The organism is Dyadobacter sp. Leaf189 (genome assembly GCF_001424405.1).
GTDB lineage: Bacteria > Bacteroidota > Bacteroidia > Cytophagales > Spirosomataceae > Dyadobacter.
In genome coordinates this window covers 1,455,229-1,481,051 of sequence record NZ_LMPS01000001.1, presented here as the reverse complement: position 1 = coordinate 1,481,051, position 25,823 = coordinate 1,455,229, and the positions used below count along the sequence as shown (strand labels likewise).

Sequence of the window (25,823 nt, the reverse complement as noted above, 5' to 3'; positions counted from 1 at the left end):
AAATTATCTTTTTCCCATCGAAACAGAATTGAATTCCTGCATTTCTTTCAGTCGTGGCAGGTAGATGCTGGCAGGGTATAATCGCATGAATTCAGTAATAGCCTGTCCGTAAGCTTCTTTGCCCCTTACTTTTCCGATCAGGAAAACACGCAGTAAAGCAAACTTATCTTCCATTGCTCCCCCTTTATAAGCAGGCAGGTTACGTTCAATATCTTCAAGCGCTTTGGTGTAATTACCGCTCGCATACAGCTGATATACAGCTTCATATTCTTTAATCGGATTACCCGAATTTCCAGCAGCTTCACTGGATTTGTTCACCAGCCTGGCGTAAGTGGAATTTGGATATTCGGTCAGCAGCTTATTCTTCCACGCAGCCCTGGTTTGATTATCTTCCTCATAGCTCAGATAAAGCAGGTAGTAAATTTCATCCTTGTACTGGGTTTGGGGATATTCAGCAAGCATTCTGTCGAATGTGGAAATGGCGCGGCCAGGTTCTTTCAGGTCAAAGCGGTAAATTTTACCAAGATTATACAGCGCATCTTCTTTCGCATGCCGCGACTCAGCCATTTGCGGCTCGGTAAGCGGAACATTCTTTTTCAATAAATCATGCGCTGCCTCCCATTCGGGCGTCCCTTTTTTCATGCTTTGATCAACAGGCGCAGTACTTGCCAACGCGGTACTGTCGTCAGCAGTGGAGGCGGGATTATTGGACACTGCCTGCAATGGACGATTACTCCGGCGCCAGTCGTCTTCCAGCGGCCGGTTCCCCCAGATTCTCTTAAAATCTATCTTACCCTGATTCATCAATGCAGGATCGTACAACTCCCATCTGCGCTCGTTTCCACTTACAAGCGGGTTCGAGGCTGCTTGATTATTTACATTGTTCGCAGCGAGCATTGCTTTCCTGGCCTTTTCTTCTTCCTCAATGCGCAACTTTTCATTGGCTTCAATGATCGCGTCGATCTTGTTATCAAGTGCTGCGGGATTCATGGCGGCCAGCTTTTGCAAACTGTCCTGCATTGTCACAATTGCGTATTGCGAGACGAAGCTGTCCAATGCGCGCTTCCTGTCAGCAACCAGTCTGTATTCAGGCGCCTCTTTCGGGAGGATTACCAGCGCGCTATCGTAGTATGATTTCGAGACTTCAAAATTTTCAAGGGCTTCATAGTTAATGCGGGCCAGCTGCAAATAGGTATATGCCTTTTGCTGCATATTTCCTTTGGAAGCAGCGGCTGATTTTTGCAGGTAACCAACAGCTTCCGGCACTTGCTTGCGGTGCTCTGCCAGCAAACCCATTGTAAAGTAGATCCTGTCACGTAAATCGTCATTTTTCCTGTCACGCAACATTCTGTCAAAACCAACTGAGCTCAGGTCTTTCTTAGGATTGAGTACTACCTCATTTTGCAGGGAATTCATGGAGGAATAAAAGCCCAGATCGTAAGATGGCCGGTTTTTAGAAACTCCCCTGTAATGCTTATTGGCCAGAGCATACTGACCAAGCCGATCGTACATCTGCGCAGCTGCGAAATGGATCCGCGCCGTTTCTATTGATTTTTTCAACAGCGGGAATGTCTCTTCCAGGATTGCCACTGAGGTAAGGTACTCTCCGTTTTGCTGATGGAGATATGCTTTGGTTAGATAAAACTCGCGAATTGCTGATTTGTTAAGCGGCTGCTGGCTCAGGTGCTCTGCCACGCCCAATGCATTTGAGTAGTCTTTTTGCTCGATATAGGCGCGCATTAAAAGGATAAGCGCATTGTTTTTGTCATTCTCGTCGCGTCCATTGGCATACACATACCGGAGCGCTTCCAGACCGTCGGCCCATTGCCCGAGGTAAAGCCGCGATTTACCCAAAAGAATGTAGCTATTATCAAGCCACTTGCTATTCTGATGTTTTTCTGCAACAATGGAAGCTTTTTTGATTGCGTCTTCCAATTTTGGCTTGACAGGAAGCGCGAGAACCGAATCCATCGGAAGGAGAATGGGGAGCAGCTGGTTATAATCTTCCTTGAAAGCCTTTTTCATCTCGTACTCGGCTTCAAGCATATCCTGTTCGGCCATAAAGTATGCATTATACCTTGCCGAAATGTTATGGAAGTTCACAGCTCCCGGCCTGTTGCTGAACTGCGAACACCCCGCGATCAGCACAGTCAGAATAAGGAAAGAAGTGATTTTTCGGATATGAAAGGCAATAACGTCGATCACAAAGCAGCTTTTAGGGGTGGTCTGATCTTCTTGTAACAAGCAAAACTAAAACGGATATTTAAATAAAACCGTATCGAAGATAGCGGCATTTGTGAAAATTGGAGCAATTTTACCGCAATATTATCAATCAGCGGTATGGACAGCGACAGCAGCACATCGGGGGAAAAAGGGGGGAAACAGTCAGTTAAAAACCAATCTTCCAAATTCCTGAAATATTCCGGACTGGCCACGCAAATGCTGGGGACCATTCTGCTGTTTACCTGGGGCGGTTACAAACTGGACGAATACCAGCAAAACGAGGTACCTGTATGGACGCTGGTTCTTTCACTTACCTCAATAGCCGGCTCGCTTTACATGCTGATCAGAAGCTTTTCAAAGTCCTGAGCCTTTCACCCAGTCAGCCTGATGCTACGTACTTTACTTGCCACCCTCATTTTAGGAATTGCATTATTCCTTGTTAAGCACTTTGGCGGAGATACCCTGCTCCACCCTTATATATGGTACATTCTGATCTTTTTCCTGGGGCTCTCTTTTCTGGGCCACCGGCTCATGGAGATAGGATTAAGAAACAACCGGGAGAAATTTGTCACTTTTTACATTTCTTCCATCGTTGCCCGCATTATACTGTGTCTCGTTTTCATTGCCTTCTTTTTATATCAGGGGCTAAGTAATTCATTCCTATTCATTATCAATTTTTTTGCACTCTATTTATTTTACACATGTTTTGAAATATATGGTTTGTATTGTAACTTGCGCCGCGATTGACAAAGCATAGTATTTCAAGCATTTATGTATATCCATATCAGACGTTTTTTTACAATTGCCCTGGTAGCTACTACCTGCCTTTTCAGCGCTCCGACTCGGGCTCAGCACGAGGGTGAAAAGGTGACCGAAAGCATCAACGAGCAAGAGCACGAAATTGAACATAAGCTTGAAGAGTCAGAGGAGAAGTTCAATATCGGCGAGATGATCATGCACCACATTGCCGACTCTCACGAGTGGGAAATCACGCATGGCGTAGTGATACCTCTGCCAGTGATCCTTTACTCAGCTGATCGCGGAATTGAAGTATTCTCTTCATCCAATTTCCACAACGACCACCACGAATACAACGGATATCACCTGGTTCACGGCGATTCAGAACAAATCGTCCCGGTTGATGAATCCCGTAAAATCTACGACTTCTCCATTACGAAGAACGTCGCTTCCATGCTGCTCAGCGCAGTGATCCTGATCCTCATTTTTACGAGCATCGCCAAATTCTATAAAAACAACAGCAGAAGAGCGCCAAGAGGCTTTCAGTCGGCCATGGAGGTAATTATCCTCTTTATCCGCGACGAAGTTGTAAAGCCTAACGTAGGTCCCAAATATGAAAAGTACCTGCCTTACCTGCTTACATTGTTCTTCTTCATATTGATCAACAATATCATGGGTCTGCTTCCCGGATCTGCCAACCTGACAGGTAATATCGCAGTAACGATGACACTGGCGGTGCTGACATTCATTGTTGTTCACCTGAATGCGAACGGCAACTATTACAAACACCTTGTAAGACCGACCGGCGTACCTATTCCATTGTTGCTGATAATGATTCCGGTTGAGATTGTGGGTGTGTTTATGAAACCATTCTCTTTAATGGTGCGGCTTTTCGCCAACATTACAGCAGGCCACATTATCCTTTTAAGCCTTTTCGGTCTGATCTTTATTTTCCAAAGCTTTATGATCGCGCCGGTTATTTCGCTTTTCGCCTTGTTCCTAAACTTTATCGAGATCATGGTAGCGTTTATCCAGGCATTTATCTTTACTCTTTTGTCGTCCATGTACATCGGCAGCGCTATTGAAGAACATAGCCACGCAGACCACGGACATTGATTCTGAATCTCTTTTTATCAATTATATTTTAAACAAACACAATTATGTTGCTTCAAATTTTGCTTCAAGCTGCTGAGCAGAGCGGTGCTGGTCTTGCTGTTTTCGGTGCTGCAATCGGCGCTGGTCTTGCTGCAATCGGTGCTGGTCTTGGTATCGGTAAAATCGGTGGTAGCGCTGTTGAAGGTATCGCTCGTCAGCCAGAAGCTGCTGGTGCTATCCAGACTGCAATGCTTATCATCGCGGCTCTTATTGAAGCGGTAGCGTTGTTCGCGGCGGTTATCTGTCTGCTGATCTCGTTCAAGCTTTAATCGAATCGGGACATTGTCCTTACTTCAACTGCATTAGGCTGAGAAGTAAAAGAAACCATTTCGTGGAAGCATTAGGCTTCCACGACTTTTGAAAAAAGAGAGCTACTTACACTTAAACTCATTATTCTATGTCATTGCTTACTCCAAACCCAGGTCTTATCTTCTGGATGCTGGTAGTATTCTTACTGGTGGTTTTCATCCTTGCCAAATTTGCCTGGAAACCGATCATCAAAGGACTTAAAGACCGTGAAAACGAAATTCAGGGTGCATTGGACCTGGCGGAAAGAACCCGTGCTGAAATGGTTCAGTTGAAATCTGATAACGAAAAACTGATCGCAGAAGCCAATGCAGTTCGCGACCAGATCCTCCGCGACGCGAAAGATGCAGCCGATCGCACCATTGCAGAATCAAAAGACAAAGCAGCTGTGGAAGCACAGAAAATGATCGAAGGCGCACGCGAATCGATCCGCAACGAACAACAGGTTGCCGTAGCAAAAATCAGAAAAGAAGTTGCTACACTTTCTCTTGAAATCGCTGAAAAAGTCTTGCAGCGCGAATTGAAAGACAAGGAAGCTCAGGAAAAATTGATCGCGGAACTTGCTTCTTCTGCACGTCTTAATTAAACCATTGATTTCCGATGTCAGTAAGTATAGTAGCTTCCAGATATGCAAAATCGCTGATTGAACTCGCTAAAGAGCAGAATGTGCTTGAAGCAGTTTACCAGGATATGCTTTTGTTCAAAGATACAGCCGACAAAAACAGAGGTTTAATGCTTGCATTGAAAAGCCCTGTTGTGCGTCACGAAAAGAAATCAGGTATACTGAAAGCACTTTTCGAAAGCCGCGTGAACCCCGTGTCTTACGCGATCTTTAATATTATTACAAAGAAAAACCGGGAGTCGATCCTTGATGAGATCGCTAACGAATTTATAAAAGCATACAACCTTTACCAGGGCATTCAGAAGGCGACTGTTACTACAACCACTCCTTTGACAGAAGAGCTGCGTCAGCAGTTTGAGGAAATCGTTAAAGAGAAAACGGGAAGAACAGTGCAGCTGGCTGAGAAAATCAATCCTGCCCTAATCGGAGGATATATCCTGACCATTGAAGACCGCCAGATCGACGCGTCTTTGAGAAGCAGGCTTAATGAGCTTAAATTACAGTTAGTAAACTGAAATTTTTATCTGCATAATTTGGAAGACCCGGCTGCTATGCGGCCGGGTCTTTTTTTGTTTTAAACTTTCATCTTGGTCACGTTCTTGAAGCTTATCTCGATTGCTTCAAGAGGAGGTCTTTTAGCTACGTCCTGCTCTACAAAGAAGTGCGTCAGCCCAGCCGTTTTTCGCGCATCAAAGATCTTTTTGAAGTCAATGGAGCCGGTACCTACTTCTGCGAAAGACTGATCTGTTTTATCCATATCCTTCACGTGCCACAGTGGGAAACGGCCAGGATACTTCTTGAACAGATCAACCGGATCCATACCTGCTTTTACGATCCAGTAAAGATCCAGTTCCAACTTAACGAGATTCGGATCTGTGGAAGCAATCAGCTCGTAAGGCAGCTGGCCGTCAATTTTCTTGAATTCAAAATCATGATTGTGATAGCCGAACTGCAATCCTGCCTTCTTTGCTACTTCACCCGATTTATTAAAAAGATCAACATAGCTCTTGTACTGATCAATGCTTTGCCGCTCCTTGTCTGTCAGGTATGCGCATACCGCATACTTCTGGCCGATTTCAGCAGCATCGTCGATAGCTTGTTGCCAGTTGTTGCTGAGTGTGCCTTTGGCGGTCTTATTCTCAACACCTGCTCCATAATGTCCGCTTACCGGGTTCAAGCCAAGATCTCCCAGCATTGCTTTAAATTCCTTGGGTGTTTTTCCAAAGAACTTCCCATCAGAATAACCAAAAAGCTCCACTTCCTTATAACCGATAGCAGATACCTTTTTGAGGGTTCCGAGCAAATCCTTGGATAGTTCATTGCGCAGCGTGTACAGTTGCAAACCTATTTTGGAAGCAGCTTTCGACTCCCAATTCAGTTTAGATAACATAGGCGTAGCAAGCATCAGGGCGCTTGCCTTCATAAATGATTTCCTGGAAATCTTTTCGTCGTAATTCATCGGTTATTTGGTAAATGGTAATTGTTCTACTTTGTAATGTTCACTGCTCCGGAAGCAGACAGTTTGGAGCTCATATCTTCTGTTAACTTCCATTCAGGGCTGAAATAACCTTCTACGATCATATTCTTGGCGCTGTCTTTGAAAAATATGAGATCCTTATACTCGGAAAGCTTCCTATGCATTACTGGTACAAAGGGATAACCCTGATCTTCTGTTCCAAGCCACCAGGGCAATCCCGAATTAACTGCAACATAATGCTGATCCACCGGAAAAACATAGAAAAGCCCGTGGGTTTTATCTGTGGCTTTCAAATGCACAGGCAGCCTGTCGGCGTACTTGCTTATATATGAATTTGTTTCCTTCGTTCCGAACAAAATTAAATTGCTGCTTTCGAGGTCACTTGGGCGCACTTCTTTGTCAGACAAAACGCGTGGGAAAAACATAATCCTTCCGAGGAACGGGCCCCGGTATTGCGACCAGTTAGCTGCTGCATTGGCGATCTCCAGTCTTTTTGCGAGCTCTTCCGGTGACGGGTTGTCAGCTGTTCCATAAACATAGATATGCCGGGTCGAGAATGCATCGAAAATAGGGCCTTCCGCACCTTTTCTCTTCCCAGCCGCCGTACTTACCGCGTTTGGTATCAAAGTCCAGACAGTGCCTTTTTTTGAGAATGAGATCGTGCTGTCTGTTTTTGCCGACAGCTTTACACCATCCACATCCATAGTGACAGTACCGGGCTTGAACTTAGGGTGATTTTTGAGATTAAGCGTAAAACCTTCAAGGTTCTTGGTTGTGATTTGCAATGCATTCGGTTTGCCCAGATTAGCATCAATCTCCGCCAATGCACCATAAGTGATCTTGTCAAATGTTACCCAGAACGATTTGTTATACTTATACAGTTTGCTGACAAACCGCACCCGATCAGGAAACGGATTTCGCTCCGCGTGGCCAAACCATTCGAAAATAAATTCATTATCATAGGCGCTCACCCAGCTGTCATGCTTCACATCCACAAATTCCTTATAGCTCACCTCCACACCCATTTCCTGCAAGTGGCTGACCCATTTTCTTGTACCATCAACCGGCACAACGGGATCTGCATCTCCATGAAAGAAGTGGATTGGAAAATTCAATGCATTAGGCGCCAGATCAAATGTCCCCTCAGGAGGCGCTGGACAAACAGGTGCGATTGCGGCCCAAATATCAGGTCGGGTAAGTCCGATCCACAAGGTACCGCCACCTCCCATTGACAAGCCGGTCAGGTAGATTCTGTTTTCATCCACATTAAAACGCCGCTTTACGTCATCGAGCATATCGTATACATCCTGCTCAGGTACGCCCTGGTAACCCGCAGTACCACGGGCATAAGACGACGCAACAATGAAATCCACATCGTCCCATTTGGGAAAGGAGCGTGAGGCTTCAACGTCTGTCTCGCCCTCCGCATTGCTTTTGCCAAATACACGTCGCAATGCCAGCTTGTGATTAGAGCCTGCGCCATGGAGCATTACTACAAGCGGGTATTTTTTAGTTGAATCGTAATTAGGGGGGAGATACAATCCGTAAGGCTGATCTGTATCGTCTGCATCGGAGGAGAAAGTAAGTACCTGGGGACCACTTGAATATTTCTGAGCGACTACATTACTCCCCGAAATCAGCAGACAAAAAGCAGCCAGGAATGCAATGTGAATAGAATGTAACTTCATCTGCATATTTAAATTTTCAGTGGTTAAATATAACCCAAATCATAATGCGAACGCTGAATATAGACAAATGCTTTGATCCGCCCTGTTAATATTTGCAAACAAAAAGAGGCAGATCTTTCGACCTGCCTCTCTAACATTGATTTTATATTAACCCGGCTTCCTAGTTAGCCAGTTCTTCCTCTTTCTTGCGAACAGTGATAACGAGTTGCTCGCTATTTTCTTCGTGATTGGCAACCAGAACATCTCCTTCGCGCAGATCGCCTTTCAAGATCTCCTCAGCTACGGGATCTTCAAGGTATTTCTGAATCGCCCGGTTCAATGGACGAGCTCCGTACTGCGGATCGTAACCTTTTTCTGAAAGGAAGTCTTTTGCAGGAATCGTAAGCTCGATCTCGTAACCTAAACCTTTCACGCGGCTGAACAATTTGCCGAGAGAAATGTCGATGATTCTGTGCAGGTCTTCACGTTGCAGCGAATTGAACACGATCACGTCATCCAAGCGGTTCAGGAATTCAGGCGAGAATGCTTTACGCAGCGCACTTTGAATCGTGCCTTTCATAATTTCATCCTGGTTTTCAGACTTCGCTTTTGTAGAGAATCCAATTCCGGTTCCGAAATCTTTCAAATCACGCGCTCCGATGTTTGAAGTCATGATGATGATCGTATTTCTGAAATCAACCCTTCTGCCCAATCCGTCTGTCAGAATACCGTCGTCAAGCACTTGCAGCAGGATGTTAAACACGTCCGGGTGCGCTTTTTCGATCTCATCCAAAAGAACTACGCTATAAGGTTTTCTTCTGATCTTCTCTGTCAGCTGACCACCTTCTTCATAACCCACATATCCCGGAGGCGCTCCGACCAAACGAGATACGCTGAATTTCTCCATGTACTCGCTCATATCAATACGTACCAGTGAATCGTCTTTATCAAACAGGTAAGTCGAAAGCACTTTGGCAAGCTCGGTTTTACCTACCCCGGTTGGTCCAAGGAATATAAATGAACCGATTGGTTTCTTAGGATCTTTCAAACCGACTCTGGTACGCTGAATTGCTTTCACCAGTTTCTCGATCGGAGGATCCTGACCAATTACTTTGCCTTTCAGCTCGTCGGCCATATTCAGCAATTTCTTGCCTTCATCCATTGACACGTTGGTTACCGGGATACCCGTCATCATCGCAACTACCTCGGCAACATTCTGCTCGGTAACGGTGTAGCGTTTCTGCTTGGTTTCTTCTTCCCAGGCCAGTTTAGCACGGTCAAGCTGGTCGATCAATTTCTTCTCACGATCTCTCAACTGTGCAGCTTCTTCGTATTTCTGGCTTTTAACAACCCGGTTTTTCTCCTGCTTGATGTTCTCAATCTGCTCTTCAAGCAGCAGGATATCCTCAGGTACTGTAATGTTGCTGATATGCACCCTCGCTCCTACTTCATCCAAAACGTCAATTGCTTTATCAGGTAGAAAACGGTCGGTAATGTATCTTTCCGAAAGCTTCACAGCAGTGCTGATAGACTCCGGCGTATAATTTACGTGGTGGTGATCCTCGTATTTGTCTTTAATATTTTCAAGTATCTGAATGGTCTCCTCGATAGAAGTTGCATCCACCATGACCATCTGGAAACGACGGGCTAATGCACCATCTTTCTCGATGTACTGACGATATTCGTCAAGCGTTGTTGCACCAATACATTGGATTTCACCGCGTGACAATGCAGGCTTGAACATGTTGGAAGCATCCAGCGAACCGGAAGCGCCACCTGCGCCCACAATTGTATGCAGCTCATCAATGAACAGGATTACATCCGGAGATTTTTCCAGCTCGTTCATCACCGCTTTCATTCTTTCTTCAAACTGGCCACGGTATTTGGTACCAGCCACCAGGGAAGCAAGATCAAGTGTAACAACGCGTTTTCCGAAAAGTACACGTGATACTTTCTTTTGAACGATACGCAATGCAAGTCCTTCTGCAATAGCAGTTTTACCGACACCAGGCTCACCGATCAGGATCGGGTTGTTCTTCTTGCGACGGCTCAGAATCTGAGCTACCCTTTCGATTTCCTTTTCACGGCCTACAATAGGATCAAGCTTGCCTACCTCCGCCATTTTAGTAAGATCACGTCCAAAGTTATCGAGCACCGGGGTGCGGGATTTCTCTGCACCTTTTGATTCTTTTCCGGATGAAGATCCACCGCCTCCAAACATACCGCCTCTTGCCTCGTCGTCTCCGTCCTCGGTCTCCGGCCCCATATGAGGTCTGGATCCAGATGATTGATATTCTAACATTTCCTTAATGACTTCGTAGTTAACATTAAATTTATGCAAGATCTGAGTACCAACATTATCCTCGTCCCTGAGTATAGAGAGCAGCAAATGCTCCGTTCCTATCAGGGTACTTTTGAATATCTTGGCTTCCAGGTAGGTAATTTTAAGCACCTTCTCAGACTGCCTGGTTAAAGGTATATTCTGTAGATTCTTGACATTATTGGTTGCGGCACCCTTGGTCGCCTGTTCGATCGTCTGACGAACATCATCCAACGAAACGCCGAGTTTTTTAAGCAAACCAATCGCCACACCATCTCCCTCACGAATCATTCCAAGTAACAAGTGTTCGGCTCCAATGTAATCATGGCCAAGTCGGAGGGCTTCTTCCCGGCTCATTGAAATTACTTCCTTCACTCTATTCGAAAATTTTGCTTCCATTGTGTAGCAATAAAAAGTGTTTTAAAATCATTAACGCTACTTGATCCCCGTTTGTTCAAATAGCTTTATCGGGATTCACAGGATCTTAACAAAACACTTTTTGCTTCCGGCCCCATATTAAAAATTAAATCGATTATGCTCAAATTACCAACAAAACCATTCCCGAAAGTCTGATAGTAAGCTACTGGCGAATAGTAGTTAAATGCGTTCTGCGTTTTTTTGTTGTTAATCAGCGAGATAGCATTAAAAACACCATTATCATCCTCCCGCTCACCTGACAAAATGTACCTTATTTCTTTTTTGATTCCAACCAATCTAAGACAAATTGTCAATAATTCATAGTTCAAATCGACCAGGAATTTTGGTTTTTTACCGTAAGTATCGATTAGTTCAGATGCATAAAACTCGTAGAACGGCGACTTTCCGTATGCGGCTTTCAAACAACCCAGGTGGCGCCTGATCCATTCCTGGTTGTAATCAATCAAAATGTCTTTTGTGGGGCTGGCTGCTTCGTAACCTTTGACAGGGACCGTCAACACGTCAATCTTATTGGTAGTAAGTACACTACACCGGTTCCTGAAAGTCTGCTTCACGTATCTCTCCTCAATATCAATCAAAACCTGTTCGTGTTGCAGGATGCAGGTAAAGTATTCCAGGCAAGGCAGGTACTGCAATTCTAACTTAACCGCCCGATTCTGAGCACTATTTACTTCCAATTCTGACACTACCAAATATGCTAAAGGCTGTCGATATTATCAAAAAATTTATAATAATTATTTTGCGCAGTCAGCAATGTTCAATACTGCCTTAGATCTTTACAATTTCCACTCAGGAAAAAATACTGACATCGCCCAAACCTTCCCGAACAATCTCAAAGTCGTCCGAGTCAGCCTTCACAATCGTGGACGGAACATTTCCGCCATAACCTCCGTCGACAACCATATCCACCTGATGCTGAAACTTTTCGAAAATAAGCTCGGGATCAGTAGAATACTCGATGATCTCGTCATCGTCTTTAATGGACGTTGTAACAATAGGGTTTCCTAACTCCTTTACGATCAAACGGGGAATAAGGTTGTCTGGCACCCTGATTCCAACCGTTTTTTTATTGGTGTTCAGAAGCTTGGGAACATTGCTGGTCGCATCAAGAATGAAGGTGTAAGGTCCGGGAAGTACCCGTTTCATGATTTTAAAAGCAGTATTGCCGACGCGGGCGTAATCTGCAATGTGGCTCAGATCGTAGCAAATGAACGAAAAGTCATTCTTCTGAGGCTTGATCCCCTTGATCCGTGCGATCCGCTCAACCGCTCTGGTATTGTAAATATCGCAGCCAAGACCGTAAACCGTGTCGGTAGGATAAATCACCAGACCACCGTTTTTGAGACAATCAACAACCTGGCGGATCCGCCTTTCGTCTGGATTTTGAGGATATATTTTAATGAATTCAGCAGGCATAAAACTTCTGGGCTTTTTTAACTAACAACGTTAAAAGCTAAATCCTTCCTGCCTGAATGCTTTTTTTAAGTTTTTGATGTAAAAACGATATGCGAAATTGAGTGGGAGGTGAAGTCGGCAGAGCAGTACAATCAGCTCAGTTTGCCAACCCGGGTTTTCTATATAGTTCAATAAGCGCCGGAAACGCAATGCGAGCTCGTACTCCTGCGCATAAAGACATTTGCGGATAAAAGTGCGGATCCGCCGGGCAAGAATGTCAAATTCCTGCTGGTCGCGGTTCAAATCGTAGGCTTTATTGCAGACTGTATAGTAAGACGCGAGCATGCCACTGTTCTTCTGGTAAACCTTCGTCGAAAGAGACGCAGGTACTACCCGCTTTTTGGTCAGGATTTCGTCCTGATAATGGTATTTAAACTTCACAGCCGATCTTACCCAAAAGTCAAAATCTTCAAATAACAGGCTCTCGTCATATCCGCCAAGCTGGGTCAATGCTTCTTTCCGCATCATCATGGTAGGCGTGCAAATGAAATACCGTTCCAGGATCTTTTTGTAAACATCTCCGGAAGGTACCTGGGTCAGCGTTTTTCCCTGCTGGTTCACAGGATAGTGATCGTTTAATTTCCGCCCCGCCTGATCAATGTACTGTGCATTTGAAAATACGACTGCATATTCCTCAGACAGGCTTTCAAAACAGGCAACCTGCCTTTCAATCCGCTCGGGAACAAGAATATCGTCTCCCGACAGATCGATCACATATTTGCCCTGTGCAAGTTCAAGCCCCTGATTAAATGCTCGGCACAATCCCGCATTGTAAGTGTTGGTAATTACCTGGAATGCAGGTGCCCGCTGCCGGAATTGCTCTACAATCCGCAGGGATTTATCCGTGCTTGCATTGTCTACAACAATAAGCTGAATGAGGGGATATGTCTGATAAAAGACCGAATTGAGGGTTTCCCCCAGATATTGATCCTGATTAAATACGGTCAGGATTACCGTAACCAATGGCTGTTCTGATTGTTTCATCTTACCCTCACAAGTGCGGCTTAGCTCACGACGGCGCTTTTGTTGATGTTGAATGCGCGCCTTCCGGTACAAAAGTAGGAACAATAAGCAGAGGCAGCCGAAGTAGTTATTTTCCGGCAGATCAGTCTTTAAGGTTCGCCTTGGAAGAGCGCGCAGCCAATATGCTCGCATTGATCTCGAAACCGAGGATAATAACGAATGCAAGTAAATACAGCCAGATCATCAGCGCGATCATCGTACCAATGGAACCGTACAATTTGTTGTAAGAACTAAAACGGGACAGGTAAAATGAGAAACCGTAAGTAGCTACCAGAATAAGTACCGAGGCGACGATTGCGCCTGCGTTCAGGAATGCGACCTGCCTGCCGTGTGACGGAGCGAAACGGTAAATAATGGAGATCGTAAGCATTAAAGATGCCAAACTGACGAGATACCGCGTAATGTTCAGGGAAACCAACAGGAAATTGTCCCTCACAATGTTCCACTCCCCAAGCAGGTTCATCACCGCATCACCTACAATCAGCAGGATCACGGAAACAAACAATACCAGCAGCAGGAGAAAGGTGAGCGCGATGGCAATACCGCGGATCTGCAGAAAGGTCCTGATCTCGTCGTCTTCATAAACCATATCAAATGAGCGCATCAGCGACATCATTCCATTGGTAGAGGCAATTACCGCGAAGATAAAACCGAATGAAAGTACTCCTCCCCTCGGCCGGCTGATGATGTCCATAATGGTCTGGTCGGCATCTTCGTAAATCCCGCTTGGAATATTCTCCCGCAGCAAATCCATAATCTGCTGATCCAGGTTTTCAATCGGAATGTAAGGGATCAGGGTAAAAAGGAAGATAATCGCTGGAAACAGCGCGAGTGTCAGGCTGAAAGCCACAGCCGAGGCGCGCTGGTCAATGTCGTATTTGCGATTGCTTTTAACCAGATTAAGAGCAATGTCATAAAGGGTTACTCTTCCTCTTACAGGCGTAGCATGTTGTGACCATTTAACAAATCGCTTGATCTGGCGGTTTTGCAGCAGTTTTTCAAGCATATTTCCCATGGTATCATTTATTCGAAGTACGATTGCAGCTTGGCTTTCAGTTTTTCAGGAACTGTGCACAACTTCCCATTGTCCATTCTCTGAAATACCAGCGTAGTATCTCCGGTATTCAGCAAAACGTCAAGCTGGTTTCTTATTTCATACAAAAACCGGACGCGCACGCCGGGCATTTCCTGGATTGTCACTTTTATACTGAGCAGATCGTCGTAACGGGCAGGTTTAAGATAGCGTGAGTGACAGTCATAAACGGGCATCATTACCCCTTCATCCTCCATTGCTTTATAATGAAAATCAAGGCTGCGGAGTGCTTCTACCCTTCCTATCTCGTAGTAACGGGCGTAATTTCCGTAGTAAACATACCCCATCTGATCAGTATCAGCATACCTGACCCTGATCCCTTTCACTTCGTGAACAAACATGCTATTTGAGGATTTGAAGTCTGTTCAATTCTGCCTGATACAGCCGGGCATTTTTGAGATGATCGGCATAATTGGTTGCAAATGCATGATAACCCGACAAATCTGCTTTGGCACACATATAAATGTAATCGTGCTTGTCGTAATTCAGTACCGCATCCAGTGATTTGAGATCGGCAACGCGGATCGGCCCGGGAGGAAGTCCGGTGTTGATGTAAGTATTATACGGAGACTTAATGAGCAGCTGTCCGTTCAAAATCCTTTTGATACCAAAATCCTGCAATGCAAACTTGATAGTAGGATCTGCCTGCAATGGCATTTGCGCTTTCAAACGGTTCAGGTAAAGCCCTGCCACGCGCGGGCGCTCGTCCACTTTTCTGGCCTGCTCTTCTTCTACAATGGAAGCCAGGATCGACACCTGTTCCGGCGTCAACCCGATCTCTTTTGCTTTGGCAATGCGTTCGTCAGTCCAGTATTTCTTGTATTCGCTATGCATGCGATCGAGGAATTTCTCCGTCCCGGTAGTCCAGTAGATCTCATAAGTATTAGGCAGGAACATGGAAACGATCGTAAGCGTATCGAGCCCGTACTTGTTGCAAACTGCGGGGTCATTCAATGCTTTTCTGAAATTAGCCTCCCCAAACTCAAAGCGACTGCCGATCCTTTTGATCAGATCTTCTTTCAGACGAATGTTGTTAAAGGTGAGCTTAACCGCATCCTGATTACCTGAAACCAACTTCTTGACAACCTCATAGTTGTTGCTTCCGGGCTTGATTACATAGCGGCCGGCTTTCACCTTTTCAGGGTATTTCAAAAGCTTGGCCAGAAAACGGAAGGAAATATGATCATTGATCACATCGTGCTTGTTCAGCGTATCCAGCACAGACTTATAAGAGGCGCCTTCCGGGATCAGCAATGCAAAGCTTGCTTGCTTGTCGACCTGCAGATTGGGCGTCTTGAATATCTGCCAGAAATAAAATGAAAAGGTCGTGGCCAGAATGGCGACCGTGACGAACAATCCTACTTTGAAATTACGAGACATAGTTATCAGGCTGTCAGCATTTGCCAGTCGGCTTTCGGCTGCTCTTTTTTATTTTTATAAATTAACCTCAAATGGGATGCCGAACCTCTTGGCAAGTTCATCCAGCGACAAAACGACCGGTTCCAGCAAGGAGATTCCATTTATGCTCCTGTCTGCCTCCATTTCGCGCTCAGGATCGCCGGGTATCAGCACTTTCTGCCCTTCCACGGCCCTCGCGCCTCTGAATGCCCGGATCCATTTATCCATATCTGTCTTAAAATCGTCGGCAGGACGAAACCCGTCCACCCGCATGGCGCCTAAGAAGTGCCCGGTACCCAGACCAACACCTGCCCCGGCCGACATAAATCCCGCAGTAGCAAACGGTGGCACCCAGGGCCCGAAGTTAGCACCCGAAAGTACCCCTGAAAAAATATCAACGATCGCTCCTAGACCGTACCCTTTGTGACTTCCATGCTCCCTGTCTGAACCCAGGGGCAGCAATCCGCCACCGCTTTTTACTGCATTGGAATCTGTGGTTGCATTCCCTTCTGCATCCTGCGCCCAACCGAGCGGGGCCGGCAGGTTTTTGCGTTGTAAAATCTCGAACTTGCCATAAGCCACAGCAGTTGATGCGAAGTCTGCCACGAATGCAGGTTCTTCCTGTGCAGGTACCGCCACTGCGATCGGGTTTGTGCCGAGCAACTTATCCAGTGAAAAAGTAGGCGTAACCAGCGGTGCCGCATTGGTCATTGTCCAGCCGATCATATCTTTCTGCAACGCCAGCATAGCATGGTACCCCGCAATCCCGAAGTGGTTTGAGTTACGCACAGAAACCCAGCCGGAGCCAACTTTCTCTGCCTTTTCCATTGCAATTTCCATTGCCTTTGGCGCTACCACCAGCCCAAGCCCGCGATCTCCGTCCACAACTGCCGTACTTGGCGTTTCATACACAACCTTTATCTCAGGGACAGGATTCAAACGGCCGTGATCATACAGGCGCACATAACCGGCGAGCCGGGCAATGCCGTGGGAATCAACTCCCCGCAGGTCTGCACTTACCAGTACTTCTGAGGCAAGTTTCGCATCCGCCGGCGGACAGCCGATGGCCAGGAATACTTCCTCGGTAAAATGTTTCAAATAACTGGCCTGATACATATACGTCAAATGAGTGAACTTCTGTTTATTTTTACCGTAGTTGTCAGTCTGATTTTACTGCCGGCGTGCAAATATCAATAATTCGTTTGGCTTCGTCCAAAAATGGAAATCAAGAATTCTATCCTGAAAAGGATTATCAGCTACTTCATTCGCGGGCTCGTGCTTGTTGCGCCGCTCTACGCTACCGGACTTATTATATGGACAGGAGTTGAATTTCTGGACAACATCATTCCAATAGATATCCCGATTTCCAACCAGCAATCGGTGTACCTGCCTGGTCTGGGTGTGCTGATCATCATCCTCGGGATCATTTTACTTGGCTTCCTTTTCTCCACGATCATTCCGCAATCGTTCTTCAAATTCACGGAAGGAATAATGCGGCGCATTCCATTGGTAAGCCTGATCTACTACTCTATTAAAGATCTGATCCTGGCCTTTGTAGGAGACAAAAAGAAGTTCAACCAGCCTGTCCTGGTAACCATTTACAAAGATACCGGGATCAAAAAAATTGGCTTTATTACTCAAAATGACCTTACACACCTTAAAATAACGGATCACGTCGCCGTTTACATGCCCTTTTCCTATTCATTGTCGGGAGAACTCTTCATCGTGCCCGTCGACCAGATTGTACCCGTTGAATCCTCGTCTACGGATATCATGAAAATGATCGTTTCCGGGGGAGTTTCGGTGAAAGTTTCCAAGGAGGAAACGCCTGAGGAAGAGGATTAAGCCGCAGTTTAAATAGGCAACATTGCAACACTTCTGCCCGTTTAAGAGAATGATTCCCTATATTTGAAACATTCTTTTTGTGCTATGAGAAAGCTGCTGCTTATCGTTTTTTTGTTTGTTTTCGGGAATCTGACGGCGTGGTCACAGGACCATTATGATCCCCGGAAAGCGCCTACAAGTGAGGAATTGTTTTTAAAACAGGGAAACCCAAGCAGGGCGATCGCCAGCCCGGGACAAAAATACCTCGTCCTCGACGCTTCCCCTGCCATTGGTGGTTTTCACCGGTACCGCTTCTTTCCCGGTGACAATATCAAGTTCAGAATGCGGAATGAAACTATCAAATTCAATGAGACCATTTCGAGTGTTTCCGATAGCTCATTTACCATTGGAATATTAAATGAGGCAGTGAACCGCGTCGACTATCAGGAAATTTTATTAAAGGATGTCCGGCTGATGAAGGTTTCAAGGAACATTCCATTCATATCTCAGGCTGCCCCATTACTGCCGCTCGCCGGACTTATTTTTATCGGTGCCGACTTCTTCAATAAAGGCATGGATAACAAACGCTTTACAACTGACGCTTCATCCTTCATAATAGGCGGCTCCATGATGGTCGCAGGATATGTTTGTTACCGGCTTACATTTTCATCACTGAAAATCAACAACCGCAACAAGCTGAAGGTACTGGAAACATATTGAACAATGTGAGCAGCATTGCCGCATTTAATTGAAATCTGATTTTTTAAAGTGAAATCTATTCTTGTTAGCCCCCCGCAAAAACCTGTTCAAGCAGAAATCCAACTGGTCGCTTCAAAAAGCGAGTGCAACCGCGCCCTGATCATCAATGCATTGACAGGTTTTCAATGCGAGCTCTCCAATGTATCCGAAGCCAGGGATTCGCAAACCATGATGCGTTTGCTTGCTTCCAAAGATGCTGTCGCAGATGTGATCGATGCAGGTACCACCATGCGTTTTCTTACTGCGTATTATGCGGTAACCAATCAGGCCAAAACCATGACCGGCACGGCGCGTATGTGCGAAAGACCGATCGGGATTTTGGTAGATGCATTGAGAAAGCTGGGTGCCGACATTACATACGAAAACCAGGAAGGATACCCGCCATTAAAACTGAACGGATTCGCTTGCTCCGGAAACCACCATCTGACGATGCGGGGTGACGTGAGCAGCCAGTATATCTCCGCATTGCTGATGATCGCGCCTGAGCTGCCGAGTGGGCTTACCATTCAACTCGAAGGCGAAGTGGGTTCAAGGCCATATATTGAAATGACGCTGAACCAAATGGCTTATTTCGGGATCGATTACAAAGCCGACTGGCAGACTAATACCATTACAATACCGCCATTGAAGTACCAGCCCAAACCTTACGCGATCGAATCCGACTGGTCGGGAGCGAGCTATTGGTACAGCATTGTGGCCTTGGCCGAGCATGCAGAAGTAGAGTTGCTGGGACTTAAAAAGAATTCATTGCAGGGTGACAGCGCCATTGTTGATATCATGCGCCACCTGGGCGTAGAGAGCCTTTTTACTGAACGTGGCGTTTTACTCACCAAAATTCCTGCCGCCGCTTCCATTGGCTGGGACTTTACCGATTGTCCCGACCTCGCCCAGACCGTTGCCGTTTGCTGCGCTGTCAAAAATATCCGCTTATCGATGACAGGTGTGGAAAGTCTTAAAATCAAGGAGACCGACCGCGTATTTGCATTGCAGCAGGAATTGAAAAAGATCGGCGCGGAATTGAAAGAGATAGAAAAAGACCATCTATACGAAGTGACCTCCATCACCGGTTTTGCCCCAACCGAAATCCCTTCCATTCACACTTACGACGACCACAGAATGGCGATGGCATTTGCTCCTGCAGGAATGGTATCCCCTATCCGCATCGAGGAGCCGGGGGTAGTGGTGAAATCATATCCCGGGTATTGGAAAGATCTCAGCAAAGTCACTAACTGGGAAGAGACCGAAATTTAGTTAACAGGCTATTTATGGATCAATTGCTCGCCTTTTTAGCGCAGGTACCTGTTTGGGTTTACATTTTGCTGGTACCTGTTGTGATCGCATTAAGGGACATTATCCAGCGAAAGCATACGATCCAGCACAACTTTCCGCTTGTCGGGCATTTCCGGTATATGCTCGAAACCATCGGTCCGGAACTGCGGCAGTATATCGTGGCCAATAACCGCGAAGAATTGCCTTTCAACCGGCGCCAGCGGTCCTGGATTTATGCTTCTTCCAAAAAAGAAAACAACTACCAGGGTTTCGGGACAGACCAGGATATGCACGAGCCGGGCTACGTACTCGTAAAACCCGCTTTGCTGCCAAAGAGGCTTGATTCTACTCACAACCACCACGTCAAAAACGGAAACGATCCGCACCATTATACCATTCCCTCTGCCAAAGTAATCGGTGCTTATCACGGCAGAAAAAGACCTTACAGGCCGCGTTCAGTTATTAATGTGAGCGCGATGAGCTTTGGCTCGCTCTCCTCACGCGCAGTGGAAGCACTTAATAAAGGCTCTTACGCTTTTGGCAATTTCCATAATACAGGAGAAGGCGGGCTTTCCCCTTACCACAAATTTGGCGCAGATGTGGTATTCAATATGGGTACCTCTTACTTCGGCGTCCGCGACCATGAAGGCAATTTTGTAATGGAAAAGCTGATCAAAATGACGCAGGATAACCCTTGTGTCAGAATGATTGAGCTTAAACTCTCACAAGGCGCCAAGCCGGGAAAAGGCGGCGTACTGCCAGCCAGCAAAATTTCTGCTGAAATTGCTGAGATAAGGGGCGTTCCAATGGGCGTTGATGTTGTGTCGCCACCTTACCACAGCGCCTTTGAAGATGTGAGAGGAATGATCGACTTTATTGAGCAAATGGCCGAAAAGACCGGATTACCGGTGGGTATCAAATCGGCAGTAGGGAAGGTGGAAATGTGGGAAGAGCTGGCTGATCTGATGGTAGAAACCGGAAAAGGACCTGACTTTATCGCCATTGACGGAGGAGAAGGAGGTACCGGAGCCGCACCGCCTTCTTTCGCCGACCACGTGGCCCTTCCGCTGGTATATGCATTCACGACTGTTTACAAGATTTTTCAGCAAAGAAACCTTACTGACAAGCTGACGTTTATTGCCTCCGGTAAGCTGGGTCTACCTGCGCAGGCTGTGATGGCATTTTCAATGGGAGCCGACGTTATCAACGTGGCCAGAGAAGCGATGATGTCAATCGGCTGCATTCAGGCGCAGATTTGTCACACTAACCGCTGTCCTACGGGCATTACCACCAACAATAAGTGGCTCGAATCCGGCATCGATCCAACACTTAAAAGCGCGCGTTTCAACAACTATATGAAGACGCTCGCCAAGGAAATAATCGAAATTACGCACGCAGCCGGCTATGAACATCCCTGCCAGTTTGGAATGAATGATGTTGATGTTTCAATGGGAGATCACAACAGAACTATCACGCTGGCAGACAATTACGGTTATCTTAAAACGATCGTCCCTTATCCCGGCTTCAAAGCCTTGCTGGAATGTCCGCACCTGGGCGGGCGAAAGATCCCGGACGAAAAAGTAGCCTAGCTGATACACACCCATGCAAAAACACACTACCACACTCTATTTCCTGCTTCTTTTTGCTTCCTGTAACAATCCCGCCCCGCGGGAAAGCACTGCATTACAGGATTTCTTCCCGCTGCATTCCGGCAGCTACTCCGAATTTTTAGTTGAAAAAACACGGTACCTTCCGGATCAGAAAACGACCACTCCATTCAAGGTTCGAAGAACAGTGGGAAGTATGTTTCAACAGCCCGACAGCCAGCCGGCATACCCCCTTACTTACGCCAGCAAAGCCGCTACCAATCAGTGGCAAACTGATTCTGTACACGCCGCCTGGCTCACCGCCAACAAAGCTTTTGAGCAGGAGAATGGAAATATCATTTTAAAAATGCATTTTCCCCTGACTGAGCATTCGCAATGGAATTTCAATGCTTATAACAATGTAAAAGAAAGTGTCGCCAAGGCTACCAGGGTTAACCAGCCCTTTCAAGCGGGCACACAGTTTTATCCGAATACAGTATGCATTGTATATCAGGACGATTCCACACTTTTGTCGCGGAAAAAGTATATTGAAATATATGCTGCAAACGTTGGTCTGATATACAGCGAGCGGCTTTATCTTCGCTATTGTTACGATACAGAATGCATTGGTAAAGGAATAATCGAATCAGGTTTGAAAGAAGTTTTTACAATCAGCAAAACGGGAAAACAATGATCAGAACTCTATCCATCACACTACTCTACTTTCTGCTTACCTCAAACCTTGCATCTGCACAAAGTGCGCCGAGGTACCTCGTCCTTTTTAAAGACAAAGCAGGCTCCCCCTTTTCCATTGCAGAACCCGGCAACTATCTTTCTGAACGTGCGATTGCGCGCCGTAAAAGGCAAGGTATACCTGTAACTACCACCGATCTGCCAGTCAACCCGACCTACATTGCGGCTGTAAAAGCGACTGGCGGAAAAGTCATTTATCCTTCCCGCTGGTTTAACGGCGCGCTGGTAGAAGCATCTGCCACGCAGCTCGATGCCATTAAAAAGCTCGCTTTTTACAAAGGAATTGAACTGAACCTGCCCGTCGCGAACATCGGGTCAAAATCACCGGGCATTGAACGTACCGCGGGCACGCGTGAAAAGTTTGAAAAAGCAGAGGATATCAATTACGGCAATATGAATGCGCAGCTCGCGCTCATGGGCGTTCCCGGAATTCATGCAAAAGGTTTTCACGGGGAGGGTATGCTGATCGCAGTCATGGACAATGGATTCAGCAATGGAAACCTGGTTCCCTTTCTCGAACAGCTGCGTTCAGAAAACCGCATTGTTGACAGCCAGGATTTTGTTGCCCGTGACGGAAACGTTTTCAACGACGGCTCTCACGGATTAAATGTACTTTCCACGATGGCTGCTTACCAGCCGGGTACAATGGTAGGCGGCGCATTCAAAGCTTCGTACGCACTTTATCAAACAGAGCACAATCAGGGCGAGTCGCCTTACGAGGAAATTACCTGGCTGCTGGCTGCCGAACGAGCCGACAGCCTGGGAGTGGATGTGATCAATACTTCGCTAGGTTACTATTCATTTGATGGTGCTTTTGATAACGACGATTACAATTACACCTATGCAGATATGGACGGTAAAACGACCATCATCAGCCGCGCGGCGCGTATTGCAACACGCACGGGAATGCTCGTGGTAACCTCAGCGGGTAATGAAGGAAATAATGCGTGGAGATACATTACCGCCCCCGCGGATGTGGATTCGGTACTCACAGTAGGAGCGACAATGTACGATCGCAGCTACGCTTCACTCAGTTCCATTGGGCCTAATGCAGCCGGCGTACAAAAGCCGGATGTAGCGGCGGTGGGTGTAGGTGCAATTGTCGGGAATGTGTCGGGTAATGCTTCCTCTTCAAATGGTACCTCTTTTTCGTCTCCACTCATCGCGGGACTTGCTACCATTCTCTGGCAGGCACATCCCAATATCACGGCGCAGCAACTGATTTATGCATTGAAGAAATCAGCGCACAATGCAGCAAACCCGAATAACATGCTCGGCTTCGGTGTGCCCGATGCAGCAAAAGCGGAGGAAATTATTGCAACAGAATTCGGACCGTTGGGTTTAGAAAATTCTTCGCTGCGCAATATTTTGCTTATGCCAAATCCTGTCGCGGCTGATCTCACGCTGACAATCCCCGCCACACTGGCAGGCAAAATTGCGAGAGTCCGGATATTTAATATGAATGGAACTGCGAAATATGACAACCGGGAGCGACTTACTACAACACACATGGTCCGGACTGACCAGCTTCCTACCGGCTTGTACGTGCTAAGTGTGGAAGCCGATAATCAAAAACAGGTTGTCAAGTTTATAAAGAACTAGTTTTCCGCACCATCCGCATAATCGACTCGGAGCTGTTGAATGCAGCTACTTCTGCAACAGGGATCCATTGTACATCGCGCGACTCGCTGTTGACAACAATCTTGGCATTTTGAGGCGCGACAAACGCGAACCGTACATCATAATGCAAATGGGCTGGCAAATCTTTATGGGCCGGTATCAGATGTACATCTACGTCGTAAATACCTTCTTTGGCTAAAGACAGATCGCTGATCCCCGTTTCTTCCCAGACTTCCTTTCGTGAAACTGCTTCCACGTCAGGATCACCGTCGCAATGCCCGCCGGGTTGAAACCATTGACCGAGCTTGTAATGGTGCATCAGCAAAATGGCACTCCTGTCTGCCGACAGTACCCAGCCCGACGCCGTAACATGCCCCGCTAATAGTGTCCTTTCAAAGCAATCTTTATTGTTTTCGACAAATTCGATGGTGTCGAGATACATTTTATTTTCCTCCTCATTCAATGGCTGATACGATCTGAGCAATGCAAGCAAACTGTCGCGTTTCATCTAGGCTATCTGATTTTTTAATTCTATTTTCACCACAAGTTTAACATATCCCGCCCAAAACTGCCTTACTCTATGAAGAAGCAACTACTCATTGTTTCACTCACCATATTGCTTTCCACCTACGCAATTGCCCAGCGCACACCTGCACCAAGTCAGGGCGCGCAGGTAATGCAGACGATCGGTGTAACTGATTTTACAGTTAAATATTCGCGGCCCATGCTGCGCAAACGCAAGGTTTTTGCCGATAGCTCTGCGCTGGCGCCTTACAACCAACTCTGGCGAACCGGAGCCAATTCTCCGACTACCATTGAAGTAAGTACTGAATTCACATTTGGTGACAGAAAGGTACCTGCCGGAAAATATGCATTGCTTTCTATACCTTCAGGTACAGCCTGGACTGTCATCTTAAATAAAAACTACAACCAGGGAACAGAGGCTTATACAGAATCAGAAGATGTGGCGCGGACGCGCGTGGTACCTACCTCGGGCGAGTTTACGGAAGCTTTCAAGATCGACATTGAGCCGGTTTCAGACAGTACCGGGTATCTGATCCTGTCGTGGTCTTCTGTTACAATTCCGGTGCCGGTTGCAGTACGTACCGAGTCGCTGACGATGAACTCGCTGAATAAAATCATCGCCGAGAAGCCGGAAGATACTGCTGCACTGGAAAGCGCTGCGGGATATTTGTTATCCAAAGGAAAAGATCTCCCTATCGCACTGTCCTGGGCTGACAAGGCTATTGGCCTGAAAGAATCTTACTACAATATGTGGCTCAAAGCTTCGATCCTGAACAAGCTGGGCAAATACAACGAAGCACTGCCCGTTGCGCAAAAAGCACTGACACTGGGGAATGCATCCGACCAGGCTTTTACAAGTTTTTTCAAAGGACAGATAGAAAAAACAATCGCCGAGATACAACCGAAAGTAACTCCGAAAGCTGTTGCGACGAATGTTAAAGGCAAGAAGAAAAAGAAGTAAGGCTATCTAAAAAAACGGGGTATGCTCCATTCATAGCGCACGGCCAGGATTCGGATCAGAATGATCACCAGCGAAGCCGAAATGAATGCGGTATTGCGCTCCATCCCCAAGCTGTCAAAAATAAGATAACTGCATGCCCCGGCCAGGCATGCAGTTGCATATACCTCCTTCCGGTAAACGATCGGGATCTCATTCGTCATCATATCGCGGATCACCCCACCCATTGTCGCCGAAAAAACGCCCATGATTACGGCGATTTCCGGCCTCACACCTAAATGCAGGGCCTTTTCCGTTCCCACAATGGTGAACAATGCAATCCCGAAAGTATCGAAGAGAAACAAGGTTTTACGAAGCCGAAGCAGGAAGTCAAAGAAAATGAATGCGACGATTACGCCAGCCAGGATTGCATAAATGATGGTGATATCGCTGATCCAGACCAGCGGGTAGCTGCCAAGCAAAATATCCCGCAGCGTTCCTCCGCCGATCGAAGAAATAAAAGCAGTGAATGTGGCAGCAAACCAGTCGGGATGCTTCAAATCCTTCACTGCCAATGCACCTGAAATGGCAAACGCGAACGTTCCGATGATCTCTAAAATGTACTGAATGCTCAT

General features: G+C 46.4%; 26 protein-coding genes. 13 read left to right on the top strand and 13 right to left on the bottom strand.

Annotation, left to right across the window (positions count from 1 at the left end):
• Window positions 1-3 precede the first annotated feature (3 nt).
• On the bottom strand, window positions 4-2,205 hold the full coding sequence (locus tag ASG33_RS06240) for a tetratricopeptide repeat protein (protein WP_056283362.1): 2,202 nt from the start codon (window positions 2,203-2,205) through the stop codon (window positions 4-6).
• Between the two features lie 135 nt (window positions 2,206-2,340).
• On the opposite strand from ASG33_RS06240, the gene ASG33_RS06235 reads away from it, so the two are divergent.
• The 6 genes from ASG33_RS06235 to atpH all read left to right on the top strand — a co-directional run bounded on the left by ASG33_RS06235 (window position 2,341) and on the right by atpH (window position 5,559).
• Window positions 2,341-2,589 (top strand): AtpZ/AtpI family protein, encoded by a 249-nt coding sequence (locus ASG33_RS06235; RefSeq protein ID WP_056281424.1) that lies wholly within the window; start codon window positions 2,341-2,343, stop codon window positions 2,587-2,589.
• 21 nt (window positions 2,590-2,610) lie between these two features.
• Window positions 2,611-2,970: a hypothetical protein gene (locus ASG33_RS06230; RefSeq protein ID WP_056281422.1), complete on the top strand. Its 360-nt coding sequence runs from the start codon at window positions 2,611-2,613 to the stop codon at window positions 2,968-2,970.
• A 24-nt stretch (window positions 2,971-2,994) separates the two neighbouring features.
• The gene (gene atpB / locus ASG33_RS06225; RefSeq protein WP_056281420.1) at window positions 2,995-4,077 is read left to right on the top strand and encodes a F0F1 ATP synthase subunit A; all 1,083 of its coding nucleotides are present in this window, start codon (window positions 2,995-2,997) and stop codon (window positions 4,075-4,077) included.
• A gap of 44 nt (window positions 4,078-4,121) precedes the next feature.
• Window positions 4,122-4,385: an ATP synthase F0 subunit C gene (atpE, locus tag ASG33_RS06220; protein WP_031525687.1), complete on the top strand. Its 264-nt coding sequence runs from the start codon at window positions 4,122-4,124 to the stop codon at window positions 4,383-4,385.
• Window positions 4,386-4,513: 128 nt separating this feature from the next.
• Window positions 4,514-5,008 (top strand): F0F1 ATP synthase subunit B, encoded by a 495-nt coding sequence (atpF, locus tag ASG33_RS06215; RefSeq protein ID WP_229238574.1) that lies wholly within the window; start codon window positions 4,514-4,516, stop codon window positions 5,006-5,008.
• A 14-nt stretch (window positions 5,009-5,022) separates the two neighbouring features.
• Window positions 5,023-5,559, top strand: coding sequence for an ATP synthase F1 subunit delta (gene atpH, locus ASG33_RS06210; RefSeq protein WP_056281416.1), 537 nt, complete (start codon window positions 5,023-5,025; stop codon window positions 5,557-5,559).
• A 59-nt stretch (window positions 5,560-5,618) separates the two neighbouring features.
• Here atpH and ASG33_RS06205 read toward each other — a convergent pair whose 3' ends face one another.
• The 10 genes from ASG33_RS06205 to ASG33_RS06160 all read right to left on the bottom strand — a co-directional run bounded on the left by ASG33_RS06205 (window position 5,619) and on the right by ASG33_RS06160 (window position 17,031).
• A complete protein-coding gene (locus tag ASG33_RS06205) occupies window positions 5,619-6,503 on the bottom strand; it encodes a sugar phosphate isomerase/epimerase (RefSeq protein WP_056281414.1) in 885 nt (294 codons plus the stop codon).
• A 26-nt stretch (window positions 6,504-6,529) separates the two neighbouring features.
• A complete protein-coding gene (locus ASG33_RS06200; RefSeq protein ID WP_056283360.1) occupies window positions 6,530-8,209 on the bottom strand; it encodes an alpha/beta hydrolase-fold protein in 1,680 nt (559 codons plus the stop codon).
• Between the two features lie 160 nt (window positions 8,210-8,369).
• Window positions 8,370-10,907, bottom strand: a complete 2,538-nt coding sequence (locus ASG33_RS06195; protein ID WP_056281413.1) for an ATP-dependent Clp protease ATP-binding subunit — start codon at window positions 10,905-10,907, stop codon at window positions 8,370-8,372.
• Window positions 10,908-10,972: 65 nt separating this feature from the next.
• Window positions 10,973-11,632: a WbqC family protein gene (locus tag ASG33_RS06190; protein ID WP_229238573.1), complete on the bottom strand. Its 660-nt coding sequence runs from the start codon at window positions 11,630-11,632 to the stop codon at window positions 10,973-10,975.
• Window positions 11,633-11,735: 103 nt separating this feature from the next.
• The gene (locus tag ASG33_RS06185) at window positions 11,736-12,362 is read right to left on the bottom strand and encodes an L-threonylcarbamoyladenylate synthase (protein ID WP_056281409.1); all 627 of its coding nucleotides are present in this window, start codon (window positions 12,360-12,362) and stop codon (window positions 11,736-11,738) included.
• 30 nt (window positions 12,363-12,392) lie between these two features.
• Complete coding sequence (locus tag ASG33_RS06180; protein WP_056281407.1) at window positions 12,393-13,385, bottom strand: glycosyltransferase; 993 nt, start codon at window positions 13,383-13,385, stop codon at window positions 12,393-12,395.
• 121 nt (window positions 13,386-13,506) lie between these two features.
• Window positions 13,507-14,439 (bottom strand): YihY/virulence factor BrkB family protein, encoded by a 933-nt coding sequence (locus ASG33_RS06175; RefSeq protein ID WP_229238572.1) that lies wholly within the window; start codon window positions 14,437-14,439, stop codon window positions 13,507-13,509.
• A gap of 8 nt (window positions 14,440-14,447) precedes the next feature.
• The gene (locus tag ASG33_RS06170) at window positions 14,448-14,858 is read right to left on the bottom strand and encodes a thioesterase family protein (RefSeq protein WP_056281404.1); all 411 of its coding nucleotides are present in this window, start codon (window positions 14,856-14,858) and stop codon (window positions 14,448-14,450) included.
• Window position 14,859: 1 nt separating this feature from the next.
• Window positions 14,860-15,897 carry an endolytic transglycosylase MltG gene (mltG, locus tag ASG33_RS06165; protein WP_056281403.1) on the bottom strand — a complete coding sequence of 346 codons (1,038 nt, stop codon included), beginning with the start codon at window positions 15,895-15,897 and terminating at the stop codon, window positions 14,860-14,862.
• A gap of 54 nt (window positions 15,898-15,951) precedes the next feature.
• Entirely contained in the window at window positions 15,952-17,031 is a 1,080-nt protein-coding gene (locus tag ASG33_RS06160; protein WP_056281401.1) for an Ldh family oxidoreductase, read from the bottom strand.
• A 102-nt stretch (window positions 17,032-17,133) separates the two neighbouring features.
• Here ASG33_RS06160 and ASG33_RS06155 point away from each other — a divergent pair, with 102 nt between their 5' ends.
• From ASG33_RS06155 to ASG33_RS06130, 6 genes are all read left to right on the top strand, one after another.
• Window positions 17,134-17,760 carry a DUF502 domain-containing protein gene (locus ASG33_RS06155; RefSeq protein ID WP_056281399.1) on the top strand — a complete coding sequence of 209 codons (627 nt, stop codon included), beginning with the start codon at window positions 17,134-17,136 and terminating at the stop codon, window positions 17,758-17,760.
• 84 nt (window positions 17,761-17,844) lie between these two features.
• Window positions 17,845-18,459, top strand: a complete 615-nt coding sequence (locus ASG33_RS06150; RefSeq protein WP_056281397.1) for a hypothetical protein — start codon at window positions 17,845-17,847, stop codon at window positions 18,457-18,459.
• A gap of 48 nt (window positions 18,460-18,507) precedes the next feature.
• Window positions 18,508-19,749 carry a 3-phosphoshikimate 1-carboxyvinyltransferase gene (locus ASG33_RS06145; RefSeq protein WP_056281395.1) on the top strand — a complete coding sequence of 414 codons (1,242 nt, stop codon included), beginning with the start codon at window positions 18,508-18,510 and terminating at the stop codon, window positions 19,747-19,749.
• Between the two features lie 14 nt (window positions 19,750-19,763).
• Entirely contained in the window at window positions 19,764-21,356 is a 1,593-nt protein-coding gene (locus ASG33_RS06140; protein WP_056281393.1) for an FMN-binding glutamate synthase family protein, read from the top strand.
• Between the two features lie 13 nt (window positions 21,357-21,369).
• The gene (locus ASG33_RS06135) at window positions 21,370-22,047 is read left to right on the top strand and encodes a hypothetical protein (RefSeq protein ID WP_056281391.1); all 678 of its coding nucleotides are present in this window, start codon (window positions 21,370-21,372) and stop codon (window positions 22,045-22,047) included.
• A complete protein-coding gene (locus ASG33_RS06130) occupies window positions 22,044-23,708 on the top strand; it encodes a S8 family peptidase (RefSeq protein ID WP_056281390.1) in 1,665 nt (554 codons plus the stop codon). Before ASG33_RS06135 ends, ASG33_RS06130 begins: the two co-directional genes overlap by 4 nt.
• Here ASG33_RS06130 and ASG33_RS06125 read toward each other — a convergent pair.
• Window positions 23,695-24,234, bottom strand: coding sequence for an NUDIX hydrolase (locus ASG33_RS06125; protein WP_056281387.1), 540 nt, complete (start codon window positions 24,232-24,234; stop codon window positions 23,695-23,697). The genes ASG33_RS06130 and ASG33_RS06125 overlap by 14 nt on opposite strands.
• 72 nt (window positions 24,235-24,306) lie before the next feature.
• On the opposite strand from ASG33_RS06125, the gene ASG33_RS06120 reads away from it, so the two are divergent.
• Window positions 24,307-25,212, top strand: coding sequence for a DUF2911 domain-containing protein (locus tag ASG33_RS06120; RefSeq protein WP_056281386.1), 906 nt, complete (start codon window positions 24,307-24,309; stop codon window positions 25,210-25,212).
• Window positions 25,213-25,214: 2 nt separating this feature from the next.
• Here the strand turns inward: ASG33_RS06120 and ASG33_RS06115 are convergent, their stop codons facing one another.
• The gene (locus ASG33_RS06115; protein ID WP_056281385.1) at window positions 25,215-25,823 is read right to left on the bottom strand and encodes a trimeric intracellular cation channel family protein; all 609 of its coding nucleotides are present in this window, start codon (window positions 25,821-25,823) and stop codon (window positions 25,215-25,217) included.